Source organism: Sphingobacterium sp. UBA7253, assembly GCF_002472745.1.
GTDB lineage: Bacteria > Bacteroidota > Bacteroidia > Sphingobacteriales > Sphingobacteriaceae > Sphingobacterium > Sphingobacterium siyangense.
Window position 1 is genome coordinate 19,079 of the sequence record NZ_DKSP01000102.1, and the last position, 20,720, is coordinate 39,798.

Annotated in this window: 17 protein-coding genes; 3 read left to right on the forward strand and 14 right to left on the reverse strand. The window is 42.5% G+C overall.

Features of this window, described 5'->3' with window-relative positions; translation table 11 throughout:
- Positions 1-831 precede the first annotated feature (831 nt).
- The 10 genes from B2X72_RS09800 to B2X72_RS09845 form a co-directional block, all read right to left on the reverse strand.
- Positions 832-2,259, reverse strand: coding sequence for a phytoene desaturase family protein (locus B2X72_RS09800; RefSeq protein WP_286849417.1), 1,428 nt, complete (start codon positions 2,257-2,259; stop codon positions 832-834).
- A gap of 20 nt (positions 2,260-2,279) precedes the next feature.
- Positions 2,280-2,441 (reverse strand): hypothetical protein, encoded by a 162-nt coding sequence (locus tag B2X72_RS09805; protein WP_175442003.1) that lies wholly within the window; start codon positions 2,439-2,441, stop codon positions 2,280-2,282.
- Positions 2,442-2,634: 193 nt separating this feature from the next.
- Positions 2,635-3,030: a hypothetical protein gene (locus B2X72_RS09810; RefSeq protein WP_286849419.1), complete on the reverse strand. Its 396-nt coding sequence runs from the start codon at positions 3,028-3,030 to the stop codon at positions 2,635-2,637.
- A 14-nt stretch (positions 3,031-3,044) separates the two neighbouring features.
- Positions 3,045-3,275: a DUF3995 domain-containing protein gene (locus B2X72_RS09815; RefSeq protein ID WP_070566495.1), complete on the reverse strand. Its 231-nt coding sequence runs from the start codon at positions 3,273-3,275 to the stop codon at positions 3,045-3,047.
- 219 nt (positions 3,276-3,494) lie between these two features.
- Positions 3,495-4,325: a metallophosphoesterase family protein gene (locus tag B2X72_RS09820; protein ID WP_075992405.1), complete on the reverse strand. Its 831-nt coding sequence runs from the start codon at positions 4,323-4,325 to the stop codon at positions 3,495-3,497.
- Positions 4,325-6,124, reverse strand: coding sequence for a RagB/SusD family nutrient uptake outer membrane protein (locus tag B2X72_RS09825; RefSeq protein WP_286849422.1), 1,800 nt, complete (start codon positions 6,122-6,124; stop codon positions 4,325-4,327). Before B2X72_RS09825 ends, B2X72_RS09820 begins: the two co-directional genes overlap by 1 nt.
- 9 nt (positions 6,125-6,133) lie before the next feature.
- Complete coding sequence (locus B2X72_RS09830; protein WP_286849424.1) at positions 6,134-9,427, reverse strand: SusC/RagA family TonB-linked outer membrane protein; 3,294 nt, start codon at positions 9,425-9,427, stop codon at positions 6,134-6,136.
- Between the two features lie 77 nt (positions 9,428-9,504).
- Positions 9,505-10,524, reverse strand: a complete 1,020-nt coding sequence (locus B2X72_RS09835) for a FecR family protein (RefSeq protein ID WP_286849426.1) — start codon at positions 10,522-10,524, stop codon at positions 9,505-9,507.
- A gap of 104 nt (positions 10,525-10,628) precedes the next feature.
- Positions 10,629-11,228 carry an RNA polymerase sigma factor gene (locus tag B2X72_RS09840; protein WP_286849427.1) on the reverse strand — a complete coding sequence of 200 codons (600 nt, stop codon included), beginning with the start codon at positions 11,226-11,228 and terminating at the stop codon, positions 10,629-10,631.
- A gap of 335 nt (positions 11,229-11,563) precedes the next feature.
- Positions 11,564-12,163, reverse strand: coding sequence for a porin family protein (locus B2X72_RS09845; RefSeq protein WP_286849429.1), 600 nt, complete (start codon positions 12,161-12,163; stop codon positions 11,564-11,566).
- A 142-nt stretch (positions 12,164-12,305) separates the two neighbouring features.
- On the opposite strand from B2X72_RS09845, the gene B2X72_RS09850 reads away from it, so the two are divergent.
- Entirely contained in the window at positions 12,306-13,160 is an 855-nt protein-coding gene (locus B2X72_RS09850; RefSeq protein WP_286849430.1) for a helix-turn-helix domain-containing protein, read from the forward strand.
- 49 nt (positions 13,161-13,209) lie between these two features.
- Here the strand turns inward: B2X72_RS09850 and B2X72_RS09855 are convergent, their stop codons facing one another.
- Positions 13,210-13,620 (reverse strand): TonB-dependent receptor, encoded by a 411-nt coding sequence (locus tag B2X72_RS09855; protein ID WP_286849431.1) that lies wholly within the window; start codon positions 13,618-13,620, stop codon positions 13,210-13,212.
- Between B2X72_RS09855 and B2X72_RS09860 the strand changes: the two genes are divergently transcribed.
- Together B2X72_RS09860 and B2X72_RS09865 are read left to right on the forward strand one after the other, a co-directional pair.
- Entirely contained in the window at positions 13,599-13,916 is a 318-nt protein-coding gene (locus B2X72_RS09860; RefSeq protein ID WP_286849432.1) for a DUF4998 domain-containing protein, read from the forward strand. The genes B2X72_RS09855 and B2X72_RS09860 overlap by 22 nt on opposite strands.
- Before the next feature lie 375 nt (positions 13,917-14,291).
- On the forward strand, positions 14,292-16,022 hold the full coding sequence (locus B2X72_RS09865) for a tetratricopeptide repeat protein (RefSeq protein WP_088161383.1): 1,731 nt from the start codon (positions 14,292-14,294) through the stop codon (positions 16,020-16,022).
- Positions 16,023-16,097: 75 nt separating this feature from the next.
- On the opposite strand, the gene B2X72_RS09870 is transcribed toward B2X72_RS09865, so the two are convergent.
- From B2X72_RS09870 to B2X72_RS09880, 3 genes are all read right to left on the reverse strand, one after another.
- Positions 16,098-17,006: a fimbrillin family protein gene (locus B2X72_RS09870; protein ID WP_286849433.1), complete on the reverse strand. Its 909-nt coding sequence runs from the start codon at positions 17,004-17,006 to the stop codon at positions 16,098-16,100.
- 80 nt (positions 17,007-17,086) lie between these two features.
- The gene (locus B2X72_RS09875) at positions 17,087-18,832 is read right to left on the reverse strand and encodes an SUMF1/EgtB/PvdO family nonheme iron enzyme (protein ID WP_286849434.1); all 1,746 of its coding nucleotides are present in this window, start codon (positions 18,830-18,832) and stop codon (positions 17,087-17,089) included.
- A gap of 23 nt (positions 18,833-18,855) precedes the next feature.
- A complete protein-coding gene (locus B2X72_RS09880; protein WP_286849435.1) occupies positions 18,856-20,499 on the reverse strand; it encodes a fimbrillin family protein in 1,644 nt (547 codons plus the stop codon).
- Positions 20,500-20,720 lie beyond the last annotated feature (221 nt).

Genomic DNA, 20,720 nt, shown 5'->3' on the forward strand with positions numbered 1-20,720 from the left:
CCCTATTTACAAACACTGCTTTCGGAAATCAAGACACTTCTTTAAAGCCTATTGAGTACCTATGTATACGGCTGACAAACTGGCACAATATCAAAAATAAAAAATAATAAATCTATATTAATAAGACATTTGACCTAGTTAATATAAATAGATAGTTACACATTGTTCTCTTTATAACACATCAACTTTACCCACCGGATACCATCCATCTGTAGTACGCCGTGCGATGGCAAGATGAACTTTTGCCTGACCTGTGTTAAAGTTTCCTTTTTCGGCATCATAGCTTGGTAGGCATTTTATTGCCTCAGGAGCCCAGCTTACCCCGGCCAAAGTGTCTTTCCTAAGTTTATACTTGCCGTACGCACCGATTTATTTCTTCTTATCGATTTATTTCTTCTTATTTAGTATTTAGCGATAGAAAAAGCAACATCGAAACCGATATTGCCATCATAAGTATCAACCTGGGATATTGTCTACATACTAAAGGGGGAATTACATACAAAAGGCCAAGAAATTATCTTGGCCTAATGCAACATATTATTTGGGGTGTTTTCGTAGCCCTATATAGCAAAAATACTGCCGAAATTAGAAACTCACAGCCATTAGCTTATTTTTTTCTAAAGACTTTATGCTGCAGAAAAATAAAAAAACGGCTAAAATCACTTATTCCGTGGCAACCGGGCAAGTACAGCTTGTAATTCAGCAGAATTTGTAGCTCCCTGGAATAACAGACTGTCCTTTGTCCTAAAATCCAAGTAGGTATTCTCTTCCAACCTGTAGCCACAAGGGCCACAAACAGAGGCAGATAAGGAAATGCTTATTCGGCGTGGTTTACAACAGCAAACCGAAATGTTCCTTGAGCGCTGTCCGTGCAGCATGATAACCACACATGCCATGCACCCCACCACCCGGAGGCGTCGATGATGAACAGAGATAAATCGTGTCGACCGAGGTTCGGTACGGATTTAGAGCCAAAATGGGCCTACTGTACAGCTGCGAAATATCCATAATACCGCCATTGATATCACCACCGATGTAATTTGGGTTATACTTTTCGAGCTCCATAGGAGAAAAGCTATGCTTGGCCAGAATGGTTTCTTTAAAACCCGGCGCAAAGCGCTCAATCTGATTTTCGATCGCTTCGGTATAATCGACCTTACTCCCATTAGGAACATGGCAGTACGCCCATCCCGTATGCTTGCCTTCAGGAGCACGACTGGAATCAAACGCACTCTGTTGCGCAAACAGCACAAAAGGCTTATCCACTTGCTTCCCAAGATGGCTCCGCTGCTCGCTTTCGGCAATTTCGGCGTAGGTGTTTCCCAAATGCACCGTAGCCGCACGCTGACAGCGCAGATCTTTAAAAGGCGTCTTTTCTGATAACGCCCAATCGACTTTAAATACCCCCATTCCCTGTCTAAAGCCTTCGAGGCGCCTGCGGTAGCCGCTAGCAAGACCTATACCTTTGAGCTGCAACAACTGCCGGGGTGTGATATCACAGAGTAGAACTTTATGGGACGGCAGATCGCGAACATCCTCTACCCAAAAACCTGTTTGGATCTCCCCGCCCAACGATTGATAATAGCCTAACAGCGCATTGGCAATGGATTGTGAGCCGCCAATCGGTATCTGCCAGCCATATTTGTTGCCTACCGCCGCAAGTACAATGGCAATTGCAGAAGTTGTCCAGTTGTCTAGGGGCTGAATTCCATGAGCCGCCATCCCTGCCCATAAAGCCTGTGCCTGCACGGAAGTAAAGCGCTTTGCGGTCCAGCTTGCCGGCTGAAGTGCATCCAGCCCAAACGAGGCTAAAGACAAAGGATGCTTCGGAAAGGATAATGGTCCCATAATATCGGCCGCAAGGCCCTCCCAATGTGTCACGACCTTTTCAACCAGCTTACGATAACTTTCGCCATCCACCCCCAACCCCTCTACCGTTTCGGCAAGACTATGGTAAAGAATTCCCGTTTCCCCTTCGTCCAAAGGGTGTGCCGCCGCATACTCAGGCTTAACAAAAGATAGCCCAAATGCTTCCAAAGGTAAACTCCTGAAAAATGGTGATGCCATAGCCATGGGATGAATCGCCGAACAGACATCATGTTTGAAACCCGGAATTGTAAGTTCCTTGGTTCGCATTCCCCCACCGATTGTATCGGCACCCTCAATCAGCAGCGTGCTCAGCCCCTGCTGCTGAAGGGTAATCGCTGCTGCCAGTCCATTTGGTCCCGAACCAATAATAATTGCATCAAATTTTCGCATAAGCTAGTTTTTAATCACTCCTAGTCGCAGCCTGTATTGGGTTGTTCCTTTTTTGAGCGCTTTGACGAAGTAGAATCGGATAACGATTTGCTAGTATCCTTTTTTTTACCTGCAGATCCGCAGGAGACTGTAAATGTCGTTAAAACAAACGCTAAAAGTCCAAGATTGATTATTTTTTTCATATGTTATCCATTTAATTTACGATAATGTTGACACCATGTATCCTTATGGCTTTTTCAGCTACTGATTCCTTTACTATAACTTATGCCCTTGGATACAAATTTTTACCTGCATTGAAAGTATTTATTTTCCGGGCCGCACCCATCTTTAGAACTTATATACAATCCTATCAAACAACTTTATAAGAAATATCATTTATATAATATGTTCATCCAAAAAATAGGCGCGATACCGTTGTTTTAGCTCCTTTCGCTGTGTACTATCAAGCTTGATTTTCGGATCGGTCTGTGAAACGACCGTAGAAACAACCTTATGCACGCCTTTACCTTTTTCAATAAATAATACCGTCGGCGAAGAAATCCGTTTAATGGAATCAATCCCCACAGCTGTATAAGGATTTAGGACATCGTGAATATTGAGGTAATAAATAGCCGCCTTTTCCTCCTGGGCAAATTCCAGCAGCGGCGTTATGGCATTCCGAAACCAGGGACAGCTGGGCCATCCAAAAAGGACAATACCGTTTTCAAGCTCCAGCACATCCTGTTCGGTCGCATAGACGATCCGCGGATTGTCGGGAATTTGTACCGGCACTTTGTTCGTTTTATTCAGGCTTTCAAGTTCCCGTTTAAAACGAACTCCATTACAAACGCAAAAATCAATAATCCGATAGCAACCAGCAAAGTGCCTACCCGGGTGGGATTAAATATCCTTCTGCCATTCAGATCGGTCGGAACGGCAACAGCCATTCCCCAATGTCCACCGAGCAACCAGAAAAAATGCAACAAAGCCAAAAAAATAAAAATAGTGGCGATAACGATTGAAAGTACAAACTCCATAAGGTAAATATAACGTATTTTAACTTGCCTGTGTCAGGGTTTCTCCTGAAAGAGGCAAGTTATGCAGCAGCAGGAATGCGAATTATTAAATAAACAATTCATAGCATATCTTGGAAAAAGTCAGTAGGACAAAAAAAGTAAAAATAAAATAACCTCAGAGCGTATGACCTCTGAGGTTATTTCTTATTGTACTAAGCAAAAGTTAAAAAACAGGTTTCTCTATTTCACATAACTCCAGCTGAAATCTTTCCCATGGACATCCACTTCGAGATGCCCGGGCGCAGTCCCCTCAAAAGCTCCATGCCACCAATTGCCCGATACTGCTCCTGCTGTAATAAACTGTACCCCTTTAACTTTAATCTCTTCATACAAATGCATATGCCCCTGCAGGACCAGCTTTAGGCTGTGGTCTTTAAAAAGATCAAACACCTGCTTTTGGTTTGTAAAAGTATCTGCAGCTGTATAACGCCCCTCTAAAACCGGATAATAAACCGATAAAAAAGGGACATGGGAGATAATCACCAAAGGCTGATCTTTGCCTGTTTTTTCGACAAGATCTTTTAGCCAAGCCAGCTGCTTGTCACCAATAACATAGTGGTTATCTTTGGTTTCCACACTATTCAACACGATAAACCTCCAGCCTTTATGGTCAAAACTGTAATAGGTCTGACCAAACGCCTTTTCAAAGAGCGCAAAATCATTAGTGCCGTCGCGCAAATCGCGCGGCAAACGATCATGATTGCCTATAGCCATGTGGTAAGGCTTTTTAGTGCGGTCAAAAAGTCCCTTCAACGACTTGATTCGTTGCTCGCCAGCCGATAGATCAGCCGATTTCAGATTGTCAATATCCACATTATCACCACCGCTTAGCAGCAGTTCCACCTGAGGTGACAGCGATTTTAACCGTAGCTCCACTTGCCCAAGTGTAGAATCGCTATGCACATGCAGATCGGTTAAAAATGCAAACTTAAATTCCTGTGCACTGATCCTCCCAAGGCTACATAATGTGAGGAACAGAAAACATAAAGCCCTTGTCATTGAATTTTTCATTACCATCCAAATATTTGTTTAAGATTATCATTTAAAAGTATTTCCCCTTGCGGTATGGGGCGATAGTAGAATTTAGGCACCTCAAAGGTACCTGTATTTTCGATCGTTTCGACTGTACCATTATTCCCTTCCGATAAGAATACGCCTACATCCTGCCCAAAACGGCCAACACGATAATACTGCAATTCTCTCCCCAGACTGTTTTTCTCTTTCACCGCCGGAATGGACGATGAGGAAGCTAACAATACGATATCCGGAATACCATCGCCGGTCATATCATGCTGCCCCAATCCGGAGAAGTAAATGCCCTCACGTTTGTTCTTCAACAATTCACCTACATTCCAACGCATCAGATCCGTGAAACGGAATCCCTCAAAAGCCAGCTCAACGCGACGCTCGCGTCTGATCTCCAGCACGAGATTACGCTGGTTGCTTTCGACATTGGAGTAACGTGTCGCCATAACGGGATCGATACCTACGCCTACCACCATATCCGGCATACCCGCACGTCTACGCAACAGATTAATACTACGATCAAGATCGGCTTGCGTCAGCTGTCCCAGCTCGGCCTTTGCTTCGGCAAAATTCAATAAAACCTCCGCATAGCGATATAAAGGAATATCGAGATTATTGCGCGCTTCCAGACTGAGCGTATTCTGAAATCCTTTAATCTGATGGTAGCCCGAGAAATTTTTGGCCAATTGCTGCACATACAGTCCCGCCCCTTGCGCATAGGTATGCGAATAAATCAACTGCCATCCCGGATAAGCATACGTTTGTGCCAGACGTGGATCGCGGTTTTCGAACTCTTTGACGAAGGTGTTTTTTTCATAACCTGGCTGCGCCGCATAAAATGAACCATCTTTCATCAGGTAGGCCTGCACAAGATCACGCAAAGGATAGTACTCATAATTACCAAACATACCCGGCCACGAATCTGCGTTGAGTACATTGTTGGCATAAAAGCGTCCAAGTACGATCTCTTTGTTGTTTTCAAGATTTTCACTAAAAAATAAAGTGCCGTAGTCCTGATTGGGCTTACCGGTATTGTATATACTGAAACCACCCTCGCGCATCTGCTGATCACTCAACGCTTGTGCTTTGTTCAAAAATTCAGTCGCCGTGGTTTTCAATTCCAGTTCGTTGTGGTATTTCCGGTAAGTTCCTTCATACAGGGCAAAGCGGCCATATTCCTGCAGCACCACCCACTTGTTGACCGTACCCGATTTTATTCGGGGCTGTACGTTTTGTGCGGCAAACTCAAAATCTTCCATGATTTTCTGCACCACCGTTGCTCGTGGGTCGCGCTTGGCAAAAAGATAATCCGTATCTCCAACCTCCAGTGCTTTATCCACCCAGGGCACATCTGAGAAACGCTGCACTTTCTCTACGTAAAACCGAGCGCGAAAATAACGGCCTAGCCCCTCATAATGTGCCTTTTCACTCTCACTGATCTTAGCCTTGCCCATATGCTGTAGAAAGAAATTTATTTTGCGGAGCTGTTCCCAATTCCAGCCTCCTGAGATCGTCGCCGCAGAAGCATTACCGGCCATAATGGTTTTGATCTCCGTATTGCCTGTTGTACTTGCATTGTCTGTAGTAGCATCCGATTGATAGATCCCTATTCCTGAAAAATTGTACAATCCATTGATATACAACTCTAGGTCGGTCGCTGTATTGAAGAAATTTTCGTTATTGATCGCAGTCTCGGGAACACGATCCAAGTAGTTGTCGTTACAGCTTCCAAGCAGAGAAAGACCTGAACATACAACGGCTAATTTTATATATTTATTTATCATGATAAGCAATTAAAAGGTGACTTGAATACCTGCAGAAAAACTTCTTTGAAATGGATAAGTGAGACCATTACCTACACGGTCCGAACCTGCAGTTGGATTGGTATACGTATTTTCGTTCAGTGTCTCCGGATCAAAATAGCGCTTCACAGCAGACCATTCGATGATATTTTCACCACTTAGATAAACACGTAGGTTACTGATCTTGGCGCGTGAAGTAATAGATTTGGGTAAGGTATACCCTATCGTCAGGTTTTTCAGACGTAGATAAGCCGCATTCAGCAAATAATTGGTCTGTGGAATGGCCAATCCCTGGGCCTGGTCAATACGGGTACCCAAGTTACGGTCGGCAAGCCATGACTGTAAGATCGGGTAAGCCGCATTGAGGTTTTGATCGGCCAGTCCCAAATTCAAATAAGCTTGCGAATGTTTCGCACGGTCGATATCCGAATCACTTCCCGGACGGTAGAAATCAAGCAAGTGCCCATAAAAGTTACCATAAGGCTGTTGGTATGTCCCCCAATACAGGTAGTCCAACGGATAATAATCGCGTTTACCAATGCCTTGAAAAAATGTCCGTAAGTCAAAACCTTTCCAATCTGCAGACAGGTCTATACCAAATTGATAACGTGGTGTGGAGTTACCAATGATCTTGAGGTCTTTGGTATCGCCAAGTGTATATCCTTTTTCAATCTTACCATTACCATCCTGATCCACATAGGTAGGCCATCCCGGTACAATCGACAAGGCGCCCCAGGGAATGATCGAAGTCTGGTCCAACTTGGCAATCTCTGCCTCGTCTTTGAAAAGTCCGTTACTTTGCAAACCCCAGATCTCCCCCATTTGCATGCCTTCATAATATTGCAGAATGCTTTTATTGGGGTTGTCAAAACGTGTAATTTTGGACTGTGAGTCTGACAGCAATAATTTGGCATTGAAGCGTAATGGTGCGTTAGCCAACTCGAAACGATCCTGAAAATTGACAGTCAATTCCCAGCCATTGGTCTTTAGATCGGCAGCATTCTCCCGTGGCTCACTCGCACCCAAAATATTGGGAAGATCTCTGCCCAGTGTCAACATCCCCAAGGTACGTCTGGAATAATAATCAAAACTTGCCGAAAGTTTATTTTTGAGTACCGCAACGTCCAAACCAAAATTTACGGTATTGACCTTCTCCCAGGTATAATTGGGGGAAACCAAAGGTGGAACACCAATATAGATTCCCCGTTCACTTCCGAACAAGTAATCGGCATCCTTTTTTTCCATCGAAGGAAGGTAGCCGTAGTTCGACACAGACTGATTACCCAATTGACCGTAAGATACCCTCAGCTTCAATAAATCCAGTCCAGCGACAGACGACATAAACTTTTCACGGTCTATACGCCAGGCAGCTGAGCCCGAAGGGAAAAAGCCAAAACGCTTACTTTTCGGAAATCGGGAAGATCCATCGTATCGACCATTGAATTCAACAATATATTTATCATCATAAGTATAGTTCAACCGATAAAATGCACCACGTAAGGCATAAGTATCAATAGCTTCACCCATTTTCATTGTTCCTGTTGCAAACTGAATGGTTGGAAAGGATTCTGAAATAAGTCCGGCGCGTTCTGCACTGATCACTTCATACCGATAATCCTCCTGGTTAAAACCCAGTATCGCATTAACCTGATGCTTATTAAAAGATTGCAAGTAAGTACCGTAGATATTATAAACATTATAATAGGAAAAACCCGCTTCACGATAAGCCCCTGTTGTCCCCTCTTTACGGACATCGTCCGGACCATAACCGATTTCGTATTGCTTGGTGTACCAATTGCGGTTTAACGAATTACGCTGGAAAGTATAATCTGCATTGACTTTGAATTTATTTCCAAAAAAGCGAAGCTCAGTATTGAAGGTAGATTGTACATCCAGACGTTTACGATCACTTTTACCGCCATCCACCATTTGGGCAGCAATAATACCTGCCGAAGAATTGGCCCATGTTCCATCCGGGTTCTTATCAAAAGAAGTTGGAAAAATATTGTAGATATCGGGCAAACTCATTTGCGAAGGCGTAAGCCTACGTGTACTTCCGATCACTGTATTGTTACCAAAGGAAATGAAATCCGAAAGCCTATAGTTTACTTTCGAACGCAGGTTGTAACGGTCAAAATAATCTTCCGTGAGCTTAACAGGCGAATTTTGCCGGTTGTAGCTACCACTGATATAGTATTGTACTTTTTCATTTGAGCCCGAGATTGACAGGTCGTGTGTATTTGTTGCATTCCAGTCGGATAAGAAATAACGTGTCCAGTCCCTGTTACCCATATATTCCCAGAGCTTGGAATCTGAAGGATTGATACGCACACCGGCAATGGAAGGGTTGTCAGATCGCTCTTTCGCATATTGGTAAAACTGGTCCGAATAGTTGACATTATCCCAGGGTGTATTATCGGTGGACGTCTCCAATAGTCTCGAAAATACATAAGGATCCGTTATTTTATCGGGCATTACTGTAGGGGTATTCCATGTAAAGTTATTTGAATAGCTCACTTTCACATCGCCTTTCCCTGTTTTTGTCGTGATGATCAGAACCCCAAAGGAGGCACGGGCCCCGTAGATCGCCGCAGCCGACGCATCTTTGATTACCGTAAATGATTCAATATCCTGTGGCGCAATCCGGATCAATTCGGCTGCCGAAATAGGAACATTATCTACCAAAATTAATGGATCGCCACCATTGATCGATGTAATTCCACGGATATTGATTTTAGGTTCCGCTCCTGGTGCTCCGGAGTTGAACTGTATATTCAAGTTGGGTGAAATCCCTTGAAGCCCCTGCGCAGCATTGGAAATAGGCCGGCTTTCGAGCACATCGCCACTAATCTGATCTACAGCACCAGACAGGTTGGTCTTTTTCTGTGTACCATACCCCACAACGACCACCTCGTCCATTTGATTTGAGGCTGCGTCTGTGAGTTGAAACACCACGCTCGATCTTTTACCGGAAGTAACAATATACTGGCACTCCTCTTTTGGCAGTAGTCCTGTATAAGTCACCAAAATACAATAGTTGCTATCCACCGGCAAATTATTGAACATGGCTTTCCCCTGCTGATCGGCTTGACCAGATCGTTTCAGGTTGCTATTCTGGTTTTTTATGGTCACCGTTGCATTGGCCAAACCTTTTGACTTCGCATCCTGCACGATGACAACAAGTTCCCCGCTTTGTTGGGCAAAACCCTTTTGGCCAAAAGCAATTGCTAGTAGCAGTAATAAAGCCCCCTTGGCTGGCCTTTTACCTGTTGAAAATTGTTGCATAGTTTTCATTAATAATTGAGCATAGTTTTCCCTGGCCTCCCTAAAAAGGGAGGCTTAATAGTGTTTTTTTATGGATTTTATTGACTGTTTTTTAAGATCGTATAGGTATTTGTTTCGGTATTAAACTTGAGTTCGAGCTCATTTGCAATACAGATTGTTTGCAGAATCTGCGCGACCTCATTTTCTGTTGTATATGTACCATAGAATGATAGTCCTGACACATCATCCGGAGAAAAGAGAATCGTTATGCGGTAGAAAGACGCCAAGGCAGGAAGCACGTCCGCCAAAGGCTTGTGGTGAAATTCCAATGTTGTTGGTACGAGCTCTTCCACTGGTTTTTCCAGTTTCAAAACAGGTTCTTTTTTGGGTTGTACAACTTTTTCCGCCCAAGTTTGCCCTGGAGTCAAATAGGCAAGAAGCTTATCTTCCCCATTTTCGCCACGCTCCTTAATGGAAACTCTTCCTGTGATCAGGCGCACACTAGGCTTCCTATTTTTGGCCTCCTGCACAACCCAAAAAGAAGTTCCTAAAGCCGTTGTCAGGATATTGCCCGATAGAACTGTAAATGGGCGCGATTTATCGTGTGACACCTCAAAAAAAGCCTTTCCTTGCAATTGAATCGCGCGCTGCTTTTCTGGAAAGGGTTGCATCAAGGAGATTGAAGAATTTGCCAAAAGACGGACTTTACTGCCATCTTGCAATAAAATCGTGCTATCCCGTACAACAGTATAGGTTATCATTTTGGACTTATCGACCGTTTTTTCGACCTTAACGGACTGCTTGCCTTTGGCATCCCCGCCACTATTCCGATCGAGTAGGTACCATCCAAATGAAAAACAAAAAAGAACAACTGCGGCAGCCTTACCCCATAACAACCAAGGTGGATGTGCGATTTTAGTAGGTGTTTCGGTGGCTAGCAAACGGAGGTCTATCTTTTCTTTCATCCGCGTTTGAACCCCTTCCATATCAGCTTTGTACCCTTCTAAGACATCAAGTTCCTGCAACCAACACATTAAATGTGCCCGTTCCTCATCCTTTATCTGTCCTGATGAATACTTTTGGATTAATTCCTCCAATTCCCTTTTTCTGTCTTGCATACACCCTATAGTTGCTCCAATTGGGTGATCGTACCATCGAAAAACCGTTAAGTTTATGTAAAGTTTATTTTAAAAAATTTAATTAAAAACACCTTGGATAAGGATTAAAAGAAGACTAGAAGAGATAAGGACACGAAGACTGTCGGATTTAGCTGTTGCTGCTGCATGTGCTGGCGCACAAGGTTCAACGCTTTACTTAATTGGTTTTTTACAGTTTGAAGCGATATGCCAAGTTGTTCCGCAATTTCATGATTACTGAGACTACGTTGGTATTTCAAATTAAAAACAACGCGCATACGGTCGGGCATTTCCACCACAGACTGTTCAATCGCAATCAGTACGTCTGTGTAATTCTCTTCATAGTCCACGATAGGAAAAATATCATGCAGACCATCCTGTATCATTAAGCTATACTGTTCAATATGTTTTTCATGCACACCTTTCTTTCTGAAATACTGAAACAACTTATGATATAGGGCCGAAATAAGATAGGCTCGCAATCCGCTATGAATATTGATCATGGCCCTTCTTTGCCACAGGTCCACAAAGAGATCCTGAACAAGATCCATAGCCAAATCCACATCGCCCAACTTCTTAACTGCAATACGGAAAAGTGTGCTCCAATGATGCTCATAAATCTCATCAAAAGCACTGTAATCTGCATTTACCAGACGTTCTAATAGGATAGCGTCTATCGTTTTCACAAGCATACTCTCTAGATCAATAATTCTTCGTCAGCTGTAAAGATCATGCTTTAATACAACTACAATATTAAGAACAGGTAAAGAATACATTAACAACAAAAGCCTGTTATTTATGCATGTCCCCGATCCGGAATGCTCCACCGAAAGATTAGCTATCTCTTTAAAGCGCATATTTTACGTTTAATAAGGATTAAAAATGTCAGTTCATATAGGAATCAAGCCATCGCTTGGATATCACGTGAATGCGCAAAAAAGTTAAGACTCAAAAAACAATTTAATGCGCATTTATTGAGCCTTAACTTATAAATTAACCGCTAAACGACCTATCGAGCCGATTAGAACATATAAAAGATACTTAACTGCGCCACGCTATTCTTAAAATCAGATTTTAGTGTCGTAGAATTAAACTTACCTACATCCATAAAACCCTGGTAGTATCTCGCTCCCAGGCCCAAACCTTTAGCTGGACCTTTCGTAAATTCATAACCCAAACCTGCAACAGCACCCGCATCAATCTTATCTGCAAAATCCACAAAGCCTGTATTTTTTGCATCTTTCATCAATAGATTGGCCTGCGCGCCAACTTCCGCATAAAGACCGATAGCCGATCGATATTTTACGAGGATCGGAACGGACATATAGGATAACTTCAGGTCCTTATGCGTTCCGAACACATTGTCTGTGATTTTTGCACCCTGCATTGAATACAAAAATTCCTCTTGAACAGACCACTTGTCTGTAAGCTTAAAATTGACAAGAAGCCCCCCGTTGAATCCTGCGAGTCCTTCAGTATCGAAGTTCGCACCTGTAAAGTTACTGTAGTTCCCCCCAGCCTTTAAACCAAAAGAAAGCCTTTGAAAAATTCCGCCCAAACCTTGAGCAGCGGATACCTGTGCCATTGCCAAGACCAATCCAATTAATAATAGTTTTTTCATCACGAATAATTTCATTTAAAATTTATGTGACAAATGTAGATGCATTTAAAGAGGCTGGGAAGCTCTATAAGAAGGCAAAATTGTCCAAAAAGTCGTTTTTTCAATATAAAACAATACATTTGAATAACAATACTTGACTATTATGGAAATGACGTTGCCATTTACGCACAATAAAAACTTGAAACAGCATAACCATAATGAGGATTTCATTTTATTGGAGACACCCACGATTGAACGACTTAATTTTCCGGTGAAATTGGATGTCACCATAAGTATTATTTGCTGTGAAGGTCATTTGAAAGGACATTCAAATATGCGCTACTTTGAAACGGGTGCCCCCTCTCTTATTGTACTCCTCGCGGGGCATACTGTAACCATAGAAAATGTGAGTGACGATTTTTCTGCACTTTTTATAGTCATGTCAAAGACATTTACCTCAAGTCTTAATATCGAAGAGCATCTACCCGTTTTTCTTTCTTTGCATAATCAACCTTTTATTGCATTAAAAGATGCAGAACTAACGAGTTTGGCTGATTATTTTAAAACAGTGCAAAAAGTGCTGGAAACAGATAATCCTTATACCACAAAAATTCTTCAACACCTAACAAAAGCCTATTTTTACGGGTTTGGTTACAATGCCCATAACATCGAACGTCATACACAACAGGAAAAAAAGCCCCGATTGGAAGAACTGGTTGAAAACTTCCTAAATCAGGTACAGGACAATTTCAAACAAGAGCGGGGCATAGAATTCTACGCAGATAAGCTATGTGTAACTCCAAAGTACTTATCCAAGGTGATCAAAGAACACAATGGTCTGTCTGCCAAGCAATGGATTGATGATTATGTTGTGTGGGAAGCTAAAGCGCTGTTGAAGTCTACGCCTATGACTATACAGCAGATCAGTAATGAGCTTAACTTCCCTTCACAATCTTTTTTCGGCAGATACTTTAAGCGATCAGTCGGATTGTCTCCGCTCGCGTATAGAAAAATGTAGAAATTTTCCGAGGTAGTAAGCACACTTGTGCAAACCCATCAAAAATTGACTAAAAGGAATGCGGCAGACTCAAATTGAGACGAGTTCCATTGCCTTTCACATAATTCATATTATTTGACTGCCATTGCGAGATCACCGTGTAATAATCCTTATTGAATATGTTTTCGATTCCCAGGCGTATTAGCGATTGTGTGTTGATCTGATATTTACTGGAGAAATTGAAGGTTGTGAATGATCGGATAGGTCCTGTTCCATAGCTGTACAATCCATTAACAGGTTCAAAACGATTTCGGCCCGAAGTAGCGATCATTTGCGTTGTAAGCGACCATTTTTTCATTGGATTTACGGTAATAGAGCCCGTTATCTTAGGTGGATTGATGCGATCCCCACCAAGATATACACGACTTCCGTCCGTTAATTCCCTTTTCCCTTCAGTATATGAATAGCAAGCGAGATTCACTTGTAATCCCTGCAAATAATGAAATGGCCAAAGATACCGTCAAGGTAATCTTGTCCAATCTTGGTGAATATATCCAGGATTTCACATTGTACACGATGGATGGAGCCGGAAATAAATCGGTAGGCCAGACATTGACAGCAGTAAAAGTATATGGTCCCCTATATGTGAGCTCACTGCGGAATAGAAGATTTACGACAAGTAGTTTAAATTTGACAAATTTAACTCTCAACTTTGCCGCAAACACCGATACAATCAATGTAGATACCAAACTAGTTATACAAATAACCTCGGTTTAAGAGTAAATCTGTCTTTGCATCCTGATTCGCTGAAGATCGTATTACCAAATTGGAAAACAGGTGAGAAAGTACTTTTGAAGTCTTCATTTATACCTGTCAAGAATGCAATTGATGTATTTACAGCGTCTTATACAGACACACTTCTTATCAACTAAGTTCTCTTTTTTAACTTAAAAATCCGCTTGGTAAGTCCAGGCGGATTTTTAAAACCGATCGCCATGCGATTAATTTAACAGATGAAGCACATATTAGGCTCAGATAAAAGGAAGCATCTATTAAGCTTAAATATTTTTATTATCTTTACACGAAAATTGCCTTATTAAATTAGTTAAGGTGGTTTTATTCATATTAACCGTTAAATTCACGCTATTGAGGATGAAAGTCTATTGGTATTACATTTCACTTATACTCATTATATTTTTTAAAAGCACTGACTTACTAAATGCACAGTCTATCACCCAAATACAAGCCATAAAAAATCCATTGCAGCAGATAGAAGCCGTGTTAAACCTTCCAAGCCACTTTAATCGCGACACCACTTTATTGAAAAAGGAATTAGAGCCCATAAAAACATTAGCCAAACAGCACAACAGTATTCCCCTAGAATGGGCCTATTATATGCTCATGGCAGATGGTTATTCCGTTGCTTTCGACCATACAAATGCTCTTTCTGACCAATATTACAAATACGCCAGAAACTTAATCGAAGCGCATCCAAACCCAGAACTGGAGATGATCGGAAATATACGACAGGGCTATTATAATTTCGTATACCGCAAGGTCATCGATGCTTTCCCTTATTTCTTACGAGCCAATGATCTAAATGCCAGAATAGACAGAAAAAAAATACCATTGCCCGTAAAACACTATCAATTTATGGCGAGCTTTTTTAATCATATCGGCGACCAGAAAAAAGCTGTAAACTATCTTCATGAAGCTTTGCCTTTTGCAAGACCTGCTTCAAGAGCACGGATTGATCTACTCAATTCAATAGCTGTCTACCTATCGGTAGACAATCCTGTTCCTGAAGCGCTTAAATACCTAAAACAGGCCATGGCCGAAGCTCAACAAGCAAAAGATTCTGTGTGGATTGGAATTATATCCGGCAACATGGCGGATTATAGTTGGGAAGCAGGAGATAAAAAAAAAGCAATCGAACTGGTCAAACAAAATATTGACCTCTCATTACGGTATCACGAGCCCAATGATGCCATGCGGGCAAATCTAATTTTAGCAAGCTGGTATATTGACCAGCAGGAATGGCAACTTGCAAAAAAACATATAGAGGCGAGTGAACATCTTATGGAAGACAAACCCTACTTTCTGAAATATAAGATGGATGCAGCCAAATCATTAGCTGCGATTTCGCATGGATTAGGACAGCAGAGCAAACAACTTCACTATTTAAACCGCTATATATTGTTGAGAGATTCATTGGAGAAAAGAACAAATATCAAAGAGTTGCAGAAAATCATCTGGGAGAGTGAACAGGAAAAATATAACCGCGCCTTGCTGTCCGAAGCAGAGAAAAGACAAAAAGTAAAAAGTACTTATCAATTTATGAGTCTTCTACTTGTCTTAATTTTTGCTATCGTTATTCTATTAATCAATAGGTCGAGGGCAAACATCAAAATACGTAACGCAAATCTTGAAAGGGAACAACTCCAACTTAACCACAAGAAGCAGCTTGTCGATCAAGAACTCCTCATATTAAAAAACTCGCTCAGCGAATTTACGGATACTGTCAGGCAAAATGACATCACGATTCAACAGCTGCGTGAGGAATTAAAAAAGGAAGAGAATCAAAATCCAACCTATATTGCCGAAGTAAAAGCGAACCTCAATGCCTTAATGGAAACACATATTATGACAGACGACCGATGGGCAAGGTTTAGGCATACGTTTGACCAGGTATACCCTGACTATTTACAACAGATGAAAGATGAACATGCAAAAATTACCGAAAACGACCTCCGTATATTAGCCTTACAGAAGCTTGAGCTGAGTAATGCGAGTATGAGTGAGCTTCTTTGCATCTCTATAGAGGGTATAAAAAAAGCGAAACAGCGCCTTAAAAAAAAATTGGGGGCCACTTATTCTTCCTGATAAAAAAGAAAATGGGCCGATTATCCTATTAATCAGCCCAAATGGAAAAATACAATTTAAAGAGTAGGTCCAAGTTTAATCTGCCGTACCTGTACGGCTAACGGTATCCCAATCTTTAATGGTTACATTGCCCAATACGACGCCTGTTTTATGCACTGTAATCGTATAAGTATATTCTTTGCCAGGCTCGAATTGTTCGTTCGCCTGACTTGCCCAAGCATAGGTATCGTTACCTATCTCAAAGGTGAAGCGCACAGCTCCGGCCGTTGCGTAGGTAGCCGGAAGCACAATAGCTTCATAGGCTGATCCGCTAGCTTTTACAAAGGGGCTTATATCTGCAGGGCCACTTGCTGCTCCCAGTGTCCCTGTGCTCAGGTCAATGCTCGACATGGTTTGCATACCCTTTATCTTAACTCCCATCGCGGACCAATCAGCGTTGGAAGCATCCAGACCAGTTCCTGCAGTAGGTTTGATAACCACTTTACTGAGCTTATGGTCAAAAACGAGTGGAACCTGAGTTCCGGAGCTTTTATTGAATCCATTCACGCCATTTGTTGCTTTGCTCCAAAGAAAATCAATTTTGCTCAGGTCATTTTGCGAGGAAACATCGATTGGCTGCACTGTCGACAAAGAAGCTGTGGGTACAAAAGGATAATACGCTACAAAATCCACTTTGCTGTCCGAAACAGGGTAATAAATCCCCTGTCCCGTTGCTGGAGCAAATAGAGTCCCATTAAAGTTGTACTGGCGATTGCTGCTATTTTCGCTTATGGTCGTGGTCCCATGATTAACCATAAAAATACCGATCTGATCGCCCGAAGCCCATACTGTACTCGCCCCCGAACGGTTACTTGTTGCTTTAAGCTGACTAATTTGTCCACTGAAATTGATCACCTCATGTTCCACATCAGGTGTATCATTTTTGGCGCAGGCCCCGAGTAACAGGACTGCTGCCGAAAAGGCTGTTAACAATTGTGTTTTCATATTTAATTTTCACTTTTTAATTTATTAGTTATGACAGTGTGATTTACGGCAATACGCTATGGTCTTAAGACAAGCTTATTTTATCTATACTTTATTATACGAAATCCGATAAGGTAGGTCGAAGAAGAAACCAACGATTGTATTTTAGCCGCTGAGCGCGCATAAATCAAACCATTATTAAAGTTCCCCCCGCGCGCAAAGCGGTTAGTTGATGTAGCATCCGGAATGGATGGATCTACAACAGCTGTTTCCATTGTCGTTGCAGTAGACGGATAGGGACCATTGCTGAGACACCATTCCGCTACATTGCCATAGGTATAATACAATCCCCATCTATTGGGTTTCAAGGTACCAACAGCGGCACTTTTTAGCCCCGTCCCTTGCAGGTTAGTCCAAGCATAACTGTTAATTTGGGCAGGGTCATCGCCAAAAAACCAGCGATCTTCCGTACCCGCACGGCAGGCGTACTCCCATTGCGCTTCCGTAGGCAACGCACCTCCTGCCCAGGCTGCATAAGCTTTGGCTCCCTCAAAAAATACAACCGCCATAGGCACATTTTCACTACCTGGTAATGCTTTCCATTTTCCATCTATGTAATGAGGCTGACTTACTAGATTTTGAAATACGGAAAAAGCGAGTACCATATTTCCATCGAGCGGGACATGTACAGAAAGTCCCCCTCCAACGATATTCATCGCATTTAGAAAATCAGCATACTCGGCAACGGTAACCTCATACCTGCTCATATAGAAACCTTTGGTCAATTTTACCCAATGCCGTGGCTTTTCATTCGCATCTGCATAGGGGTCAGTAGCTGGGCTACCCATTTGAAAAGTACCTGCAGGAATCCATACCGCTCGCCAGAGATTTTTGAGTTGAGGCACGTCTATCCGATGTGAGGTGCCCCCTAAAAGCTGTAAAGAGCTCTTCTGCTGCTGGATATAGGATTGACCCGATTGACTCAGAAATAAGCTCCGCTTCCCAGCCTCAAGCATCTGAGCTGGCAAAAGTGCACGATAGGTAAACTTCGTTTCATAATCGGTATCATCGGGCTGCTCCACGCGATACATACGTACACTACTCTGCTGCCCGGATAGCGGGGTGAAAGTGCCGCTCGCTAGCGCCAAATGCCCATCACAAATAATATTCGTCAGGTTAACGACCATATCAACATCCGGACTAGAGGCTTTCGACGTTCCTGCTTCAAGCTCTACCTGTACCAAACTCAACAGATGTTTAAAATCAAGCTGCACCGTAGCGCCCAAGTTGATGGCTTCGGCTTTTGCAAACATCAGGTCACTCTGTTGAAAATCCGACCATATAGTTTGATCTTTCTTGACCGAGAAACTGATTGAAGCAGGATTTGTCAGCCCCGCACGATAAGGGTAATAAGCGTAAAAATCAAAACTGGTACCTGCTGGCCAATTGACGGCACCCATCCATTTAGTACCGTTAAAAGACAATTTGGCATTAGCGATCAGGCTATTTCCAGCAGTTAATGGTTGACCCGCTGGCACAACAAAGATGCCTATCGTATCGCCAGCGCTAAAACTTGCGGTAAAATCGCTCGCAGACACTGGGGGAGTTAATGCCATATTACCGTTCGATTTACTGGACTGCAAAGTGGCTTTTGTCACATTTTTTTGATTATCATCAACTTTCGTGTTATTGATGATTCCAATCTGAAACGCCATATTCCCACGCCCCGAATTAGGATCTATGACAGCCAAATCTAATTTCTCCTGACAGGACATCAGCATAAAACAACACAGAAAAAATTGAAACAAATATTTTCTACTTAAAACTGTTATGAGGTTACTATACATAATTCGGTGCTATGTTGTATAAATTAAGGGTTAATAACAATGCGAAAACCTAGCATGTTACTGAAATAAGAAGCTTCTCTCAATGAACGGTAGGCAGCTCTCGTCTGAGTTGCTGTAAAACTCGCCATGTCATAACTTCCTCCTCGAAACGCATGATTCGCTTCTGCCTCGTTGGCCGGTCCCGGTCCAAGGAGTGCATCCGTTTGATTTTGTGCGCCAGGCGGGTAATCACCCGCTGAAAAACAATATTCTGCCACCAAACCATGCATATCATATAGCCCCCAAGGATTAGGCAACTTACTTCCAACGTCAAACTGTGAACTACCTTGATTATACCAAGCATAATTGGCCAACTGATTCTCATCATCACCAAAAGACCATCGCGTTGCTGTCCCCGAACGACAGGCATACTCCCATTGTGCCTCAGTAGGCAAGGTACCTCCAGCCCATTTCGCATAAGCCAAAGCCCCGTCAAACGTAAGTAACATCATAGGATAATGTTCAAAACCAGCCGGGGGAACCCATTTCGTCCCATTGTAGCGAGGTACATTATACTGATTATTAGCGACAAATCCCCTGACCCAATTCCCATTGAGCGGCACATTAGCGATATACCCGCTGGAAGGTATGGTTACATTGCTCGCATTAATAAAATCACAGTAATCTTGAATTGTAACCAGATATTTGCTCATGTAAAATCCTTTTTCAAAACGCACCCAGTGTTGTGGCTTTTCATTGGCACTGGCATCTGTATCGGTATTGGGGCTTCCCATCAGAAAACTACCTTCGGGTATCCACACCAGGTCAGCAGCAACCGGATCGGTCTCCGTAACCTGACCTATTGTTTGCCAATCGGTAATAGCTGCACGTTGCACTTCTATCTCTTTATTCTTAACGGTAATGGTATAATTATATTCCTTTCCCTGCTCAAATGCATCAGTTACCGGAAAAGTATAATGCATCTGTTGCGTTCCAAGTTGAATGGTTAACACCCGACCACCGGTTCCGGTATGAGGTAGCAGGATAGCCGAACGATTAGTTCCCACATGAATTGTGCCCGAGGCATTCGCATTGTGCAGGACTGCAGTCGCCAAATTGAAGGTAGCGTCGGAAGAAAAGCCTGCGAGAGAAATCTGCGCTGATGAGAGTACGACAGGAGAACCCCCCAAACCAGCAGTCAAGTTAAAGTTGATCTTGGAAAGTATATGCTTAAAATTGAGATCCACCTCCTCCTTGCTCTTCACAATTCCAATACTACTATTGCTATAAAGTAGATCTAGGCTCCTTAAATCATGTTGATCCAAAAGATCTATGGAAAGTGTATTACCAGTTACTTGGCGATAGGGCGCATAAGCCACAATATCAACCTGCCCTGTAGTTGGATAATAAATCGGTTGGCCCGATAAAAAGAAAGCGGCTCCACCAGCACTATAGGTATATTTACGATTGTATTCCATGCCCAAGGACAGATTGCTTTGTCCACTCGCCATCATAAATAATCCCATCTCGTCACCATCGGCCCATACACTTGAATTACTCAGACCAGCATGGGCAGCTCGAACCCCTATTTTAAGTGAAATATCACTCATCTCCAGCGGTAAATTATCCGACTGCTTACAACTTAATAAGCTAAATACAGCAAGCAAAAAATATACTATTTTATACATCCTTTTCATATTTCAACATCATTTTCCAGCAAGGTACCCCCTAATTTCCATCGCCCTGACATGCAGCACACATCGCATTCCCCAAGTGTTGCGAACAATTTAATCTTAAGGCATAAGATCCAAAATGGCATTTAACTACAAGTCCAAAATTAGCTTAAAACCATCCTAACATCACAATTATAGCGGTGGACAGAAGGTAGACAATCCCTATACAGTGTCAA

What these genes read in the sequence shown, in the direction of transcription:
- B2X72_RS09800 (WP_286849417.1), bottom strand. Translation starts at nt 2,259, where the DNA reads ATGCGAAAATTTGATGCAATTATTATTGGTTCGGGACCAAATGGACTG.
- B2X72_RS09805 (WP_175442003.1), bottom strand. Translation starts at nt 2,441, where the DNA reads ATGAAAAAAATAATCAATCTTGGACTTTTAGCGTTTGTTTTAACGACA.
- B2X72_RS09815 (WP_070566495.1), bottom strand. Translation starts at nt 3,275, where the DNA reads ATGGAGTTTGTACTTTCAATCGTTATCGCCACTATTTTTATTTTTTTG.
- B2X72_RS09820 (WP_075992405.1), bottom strand. Translation starts at nt 4,325, where the DNA reads ATGAAAAATTCAATGACAAGGGCTTTATGTTTTCTGTTCCTCACATTA.
- B2X72_RS09825 (WP_286849422.1), bottom strand. Translation starts at nt 6,124, where the DNA reads ATGATAAATAAATATATAAAATTAGCCGTTGTATGTTCAGGTCTTTCT.
- B2X72_RS09830 (WP_286849424.1), bottom strand. Translation starts at nt 9,427, where the DNA reads ATGCAACAATTTTCAACAGGTAAAAGGCCAGCCAAGGGGGCTTTATTA.
- B2X72_RS09835 (WP_286849426.1), bottom strand. Translation starts at nt 10,524, where the DNA reads ATGCAAGACAGAAAAAGGGAATTGGAGGAATTAATCCAAAAGTATTCA.
- B2X72_RS09845 (WP_286849429.1), bottom strand. Translation starts at nt 12,163, where the DNA reads ATGAAAAAACTATTATTAATTGGATTGGTCTTGGCAATGGCACAGGTA.
- B2X72_RS09850 (WP_286849430.1), top strand. Translation starts at nt 12,306, where the DNA reads ATGGAAATGACGTTGCCATTTACGCACAATAAAAACTTGAAACAGCAT.
- B2X72_RS09860 (WP_286849432.1), top strand. Translation starts at nt 13,599, where the DNA reads ATGAATAGCAAGCGAGATTCACTTGTAATCCCTGCAAATAATGAAATG.
- B2X72_RS09865 (WP_088161383.1), top strand. Translation starts at nt 14,292, where the DNA reads ATGAAAGTCTATTGGTATTACATTTCACTTATACTCATTATATTTTTT.
- B2X72_RS09870 (WP_286849433.1), bottom strand. Translation starts at nt 17,006, where the DNA reads ATGAAAACACAATTGTTAACAGCCTTTTCGGCAGCAGTCCTGTTACTC.
- B2X72_RS09875 (WP_286849434.1), bottom strand. Translation starts at nt 18,832, where the DNA reads ATGTATAGTAACCTCATAACAGTTTTAAGTAGAAAATATTTGTTTCAA.
- B2X72_RS09880 (WP_286849435.1), bottom strand. Translation starts at nt 20,499, where the DNA reads ATGTATAAAATAGTATATTTTTTGCTTGCTGTATTTAGCTTATTAAGT.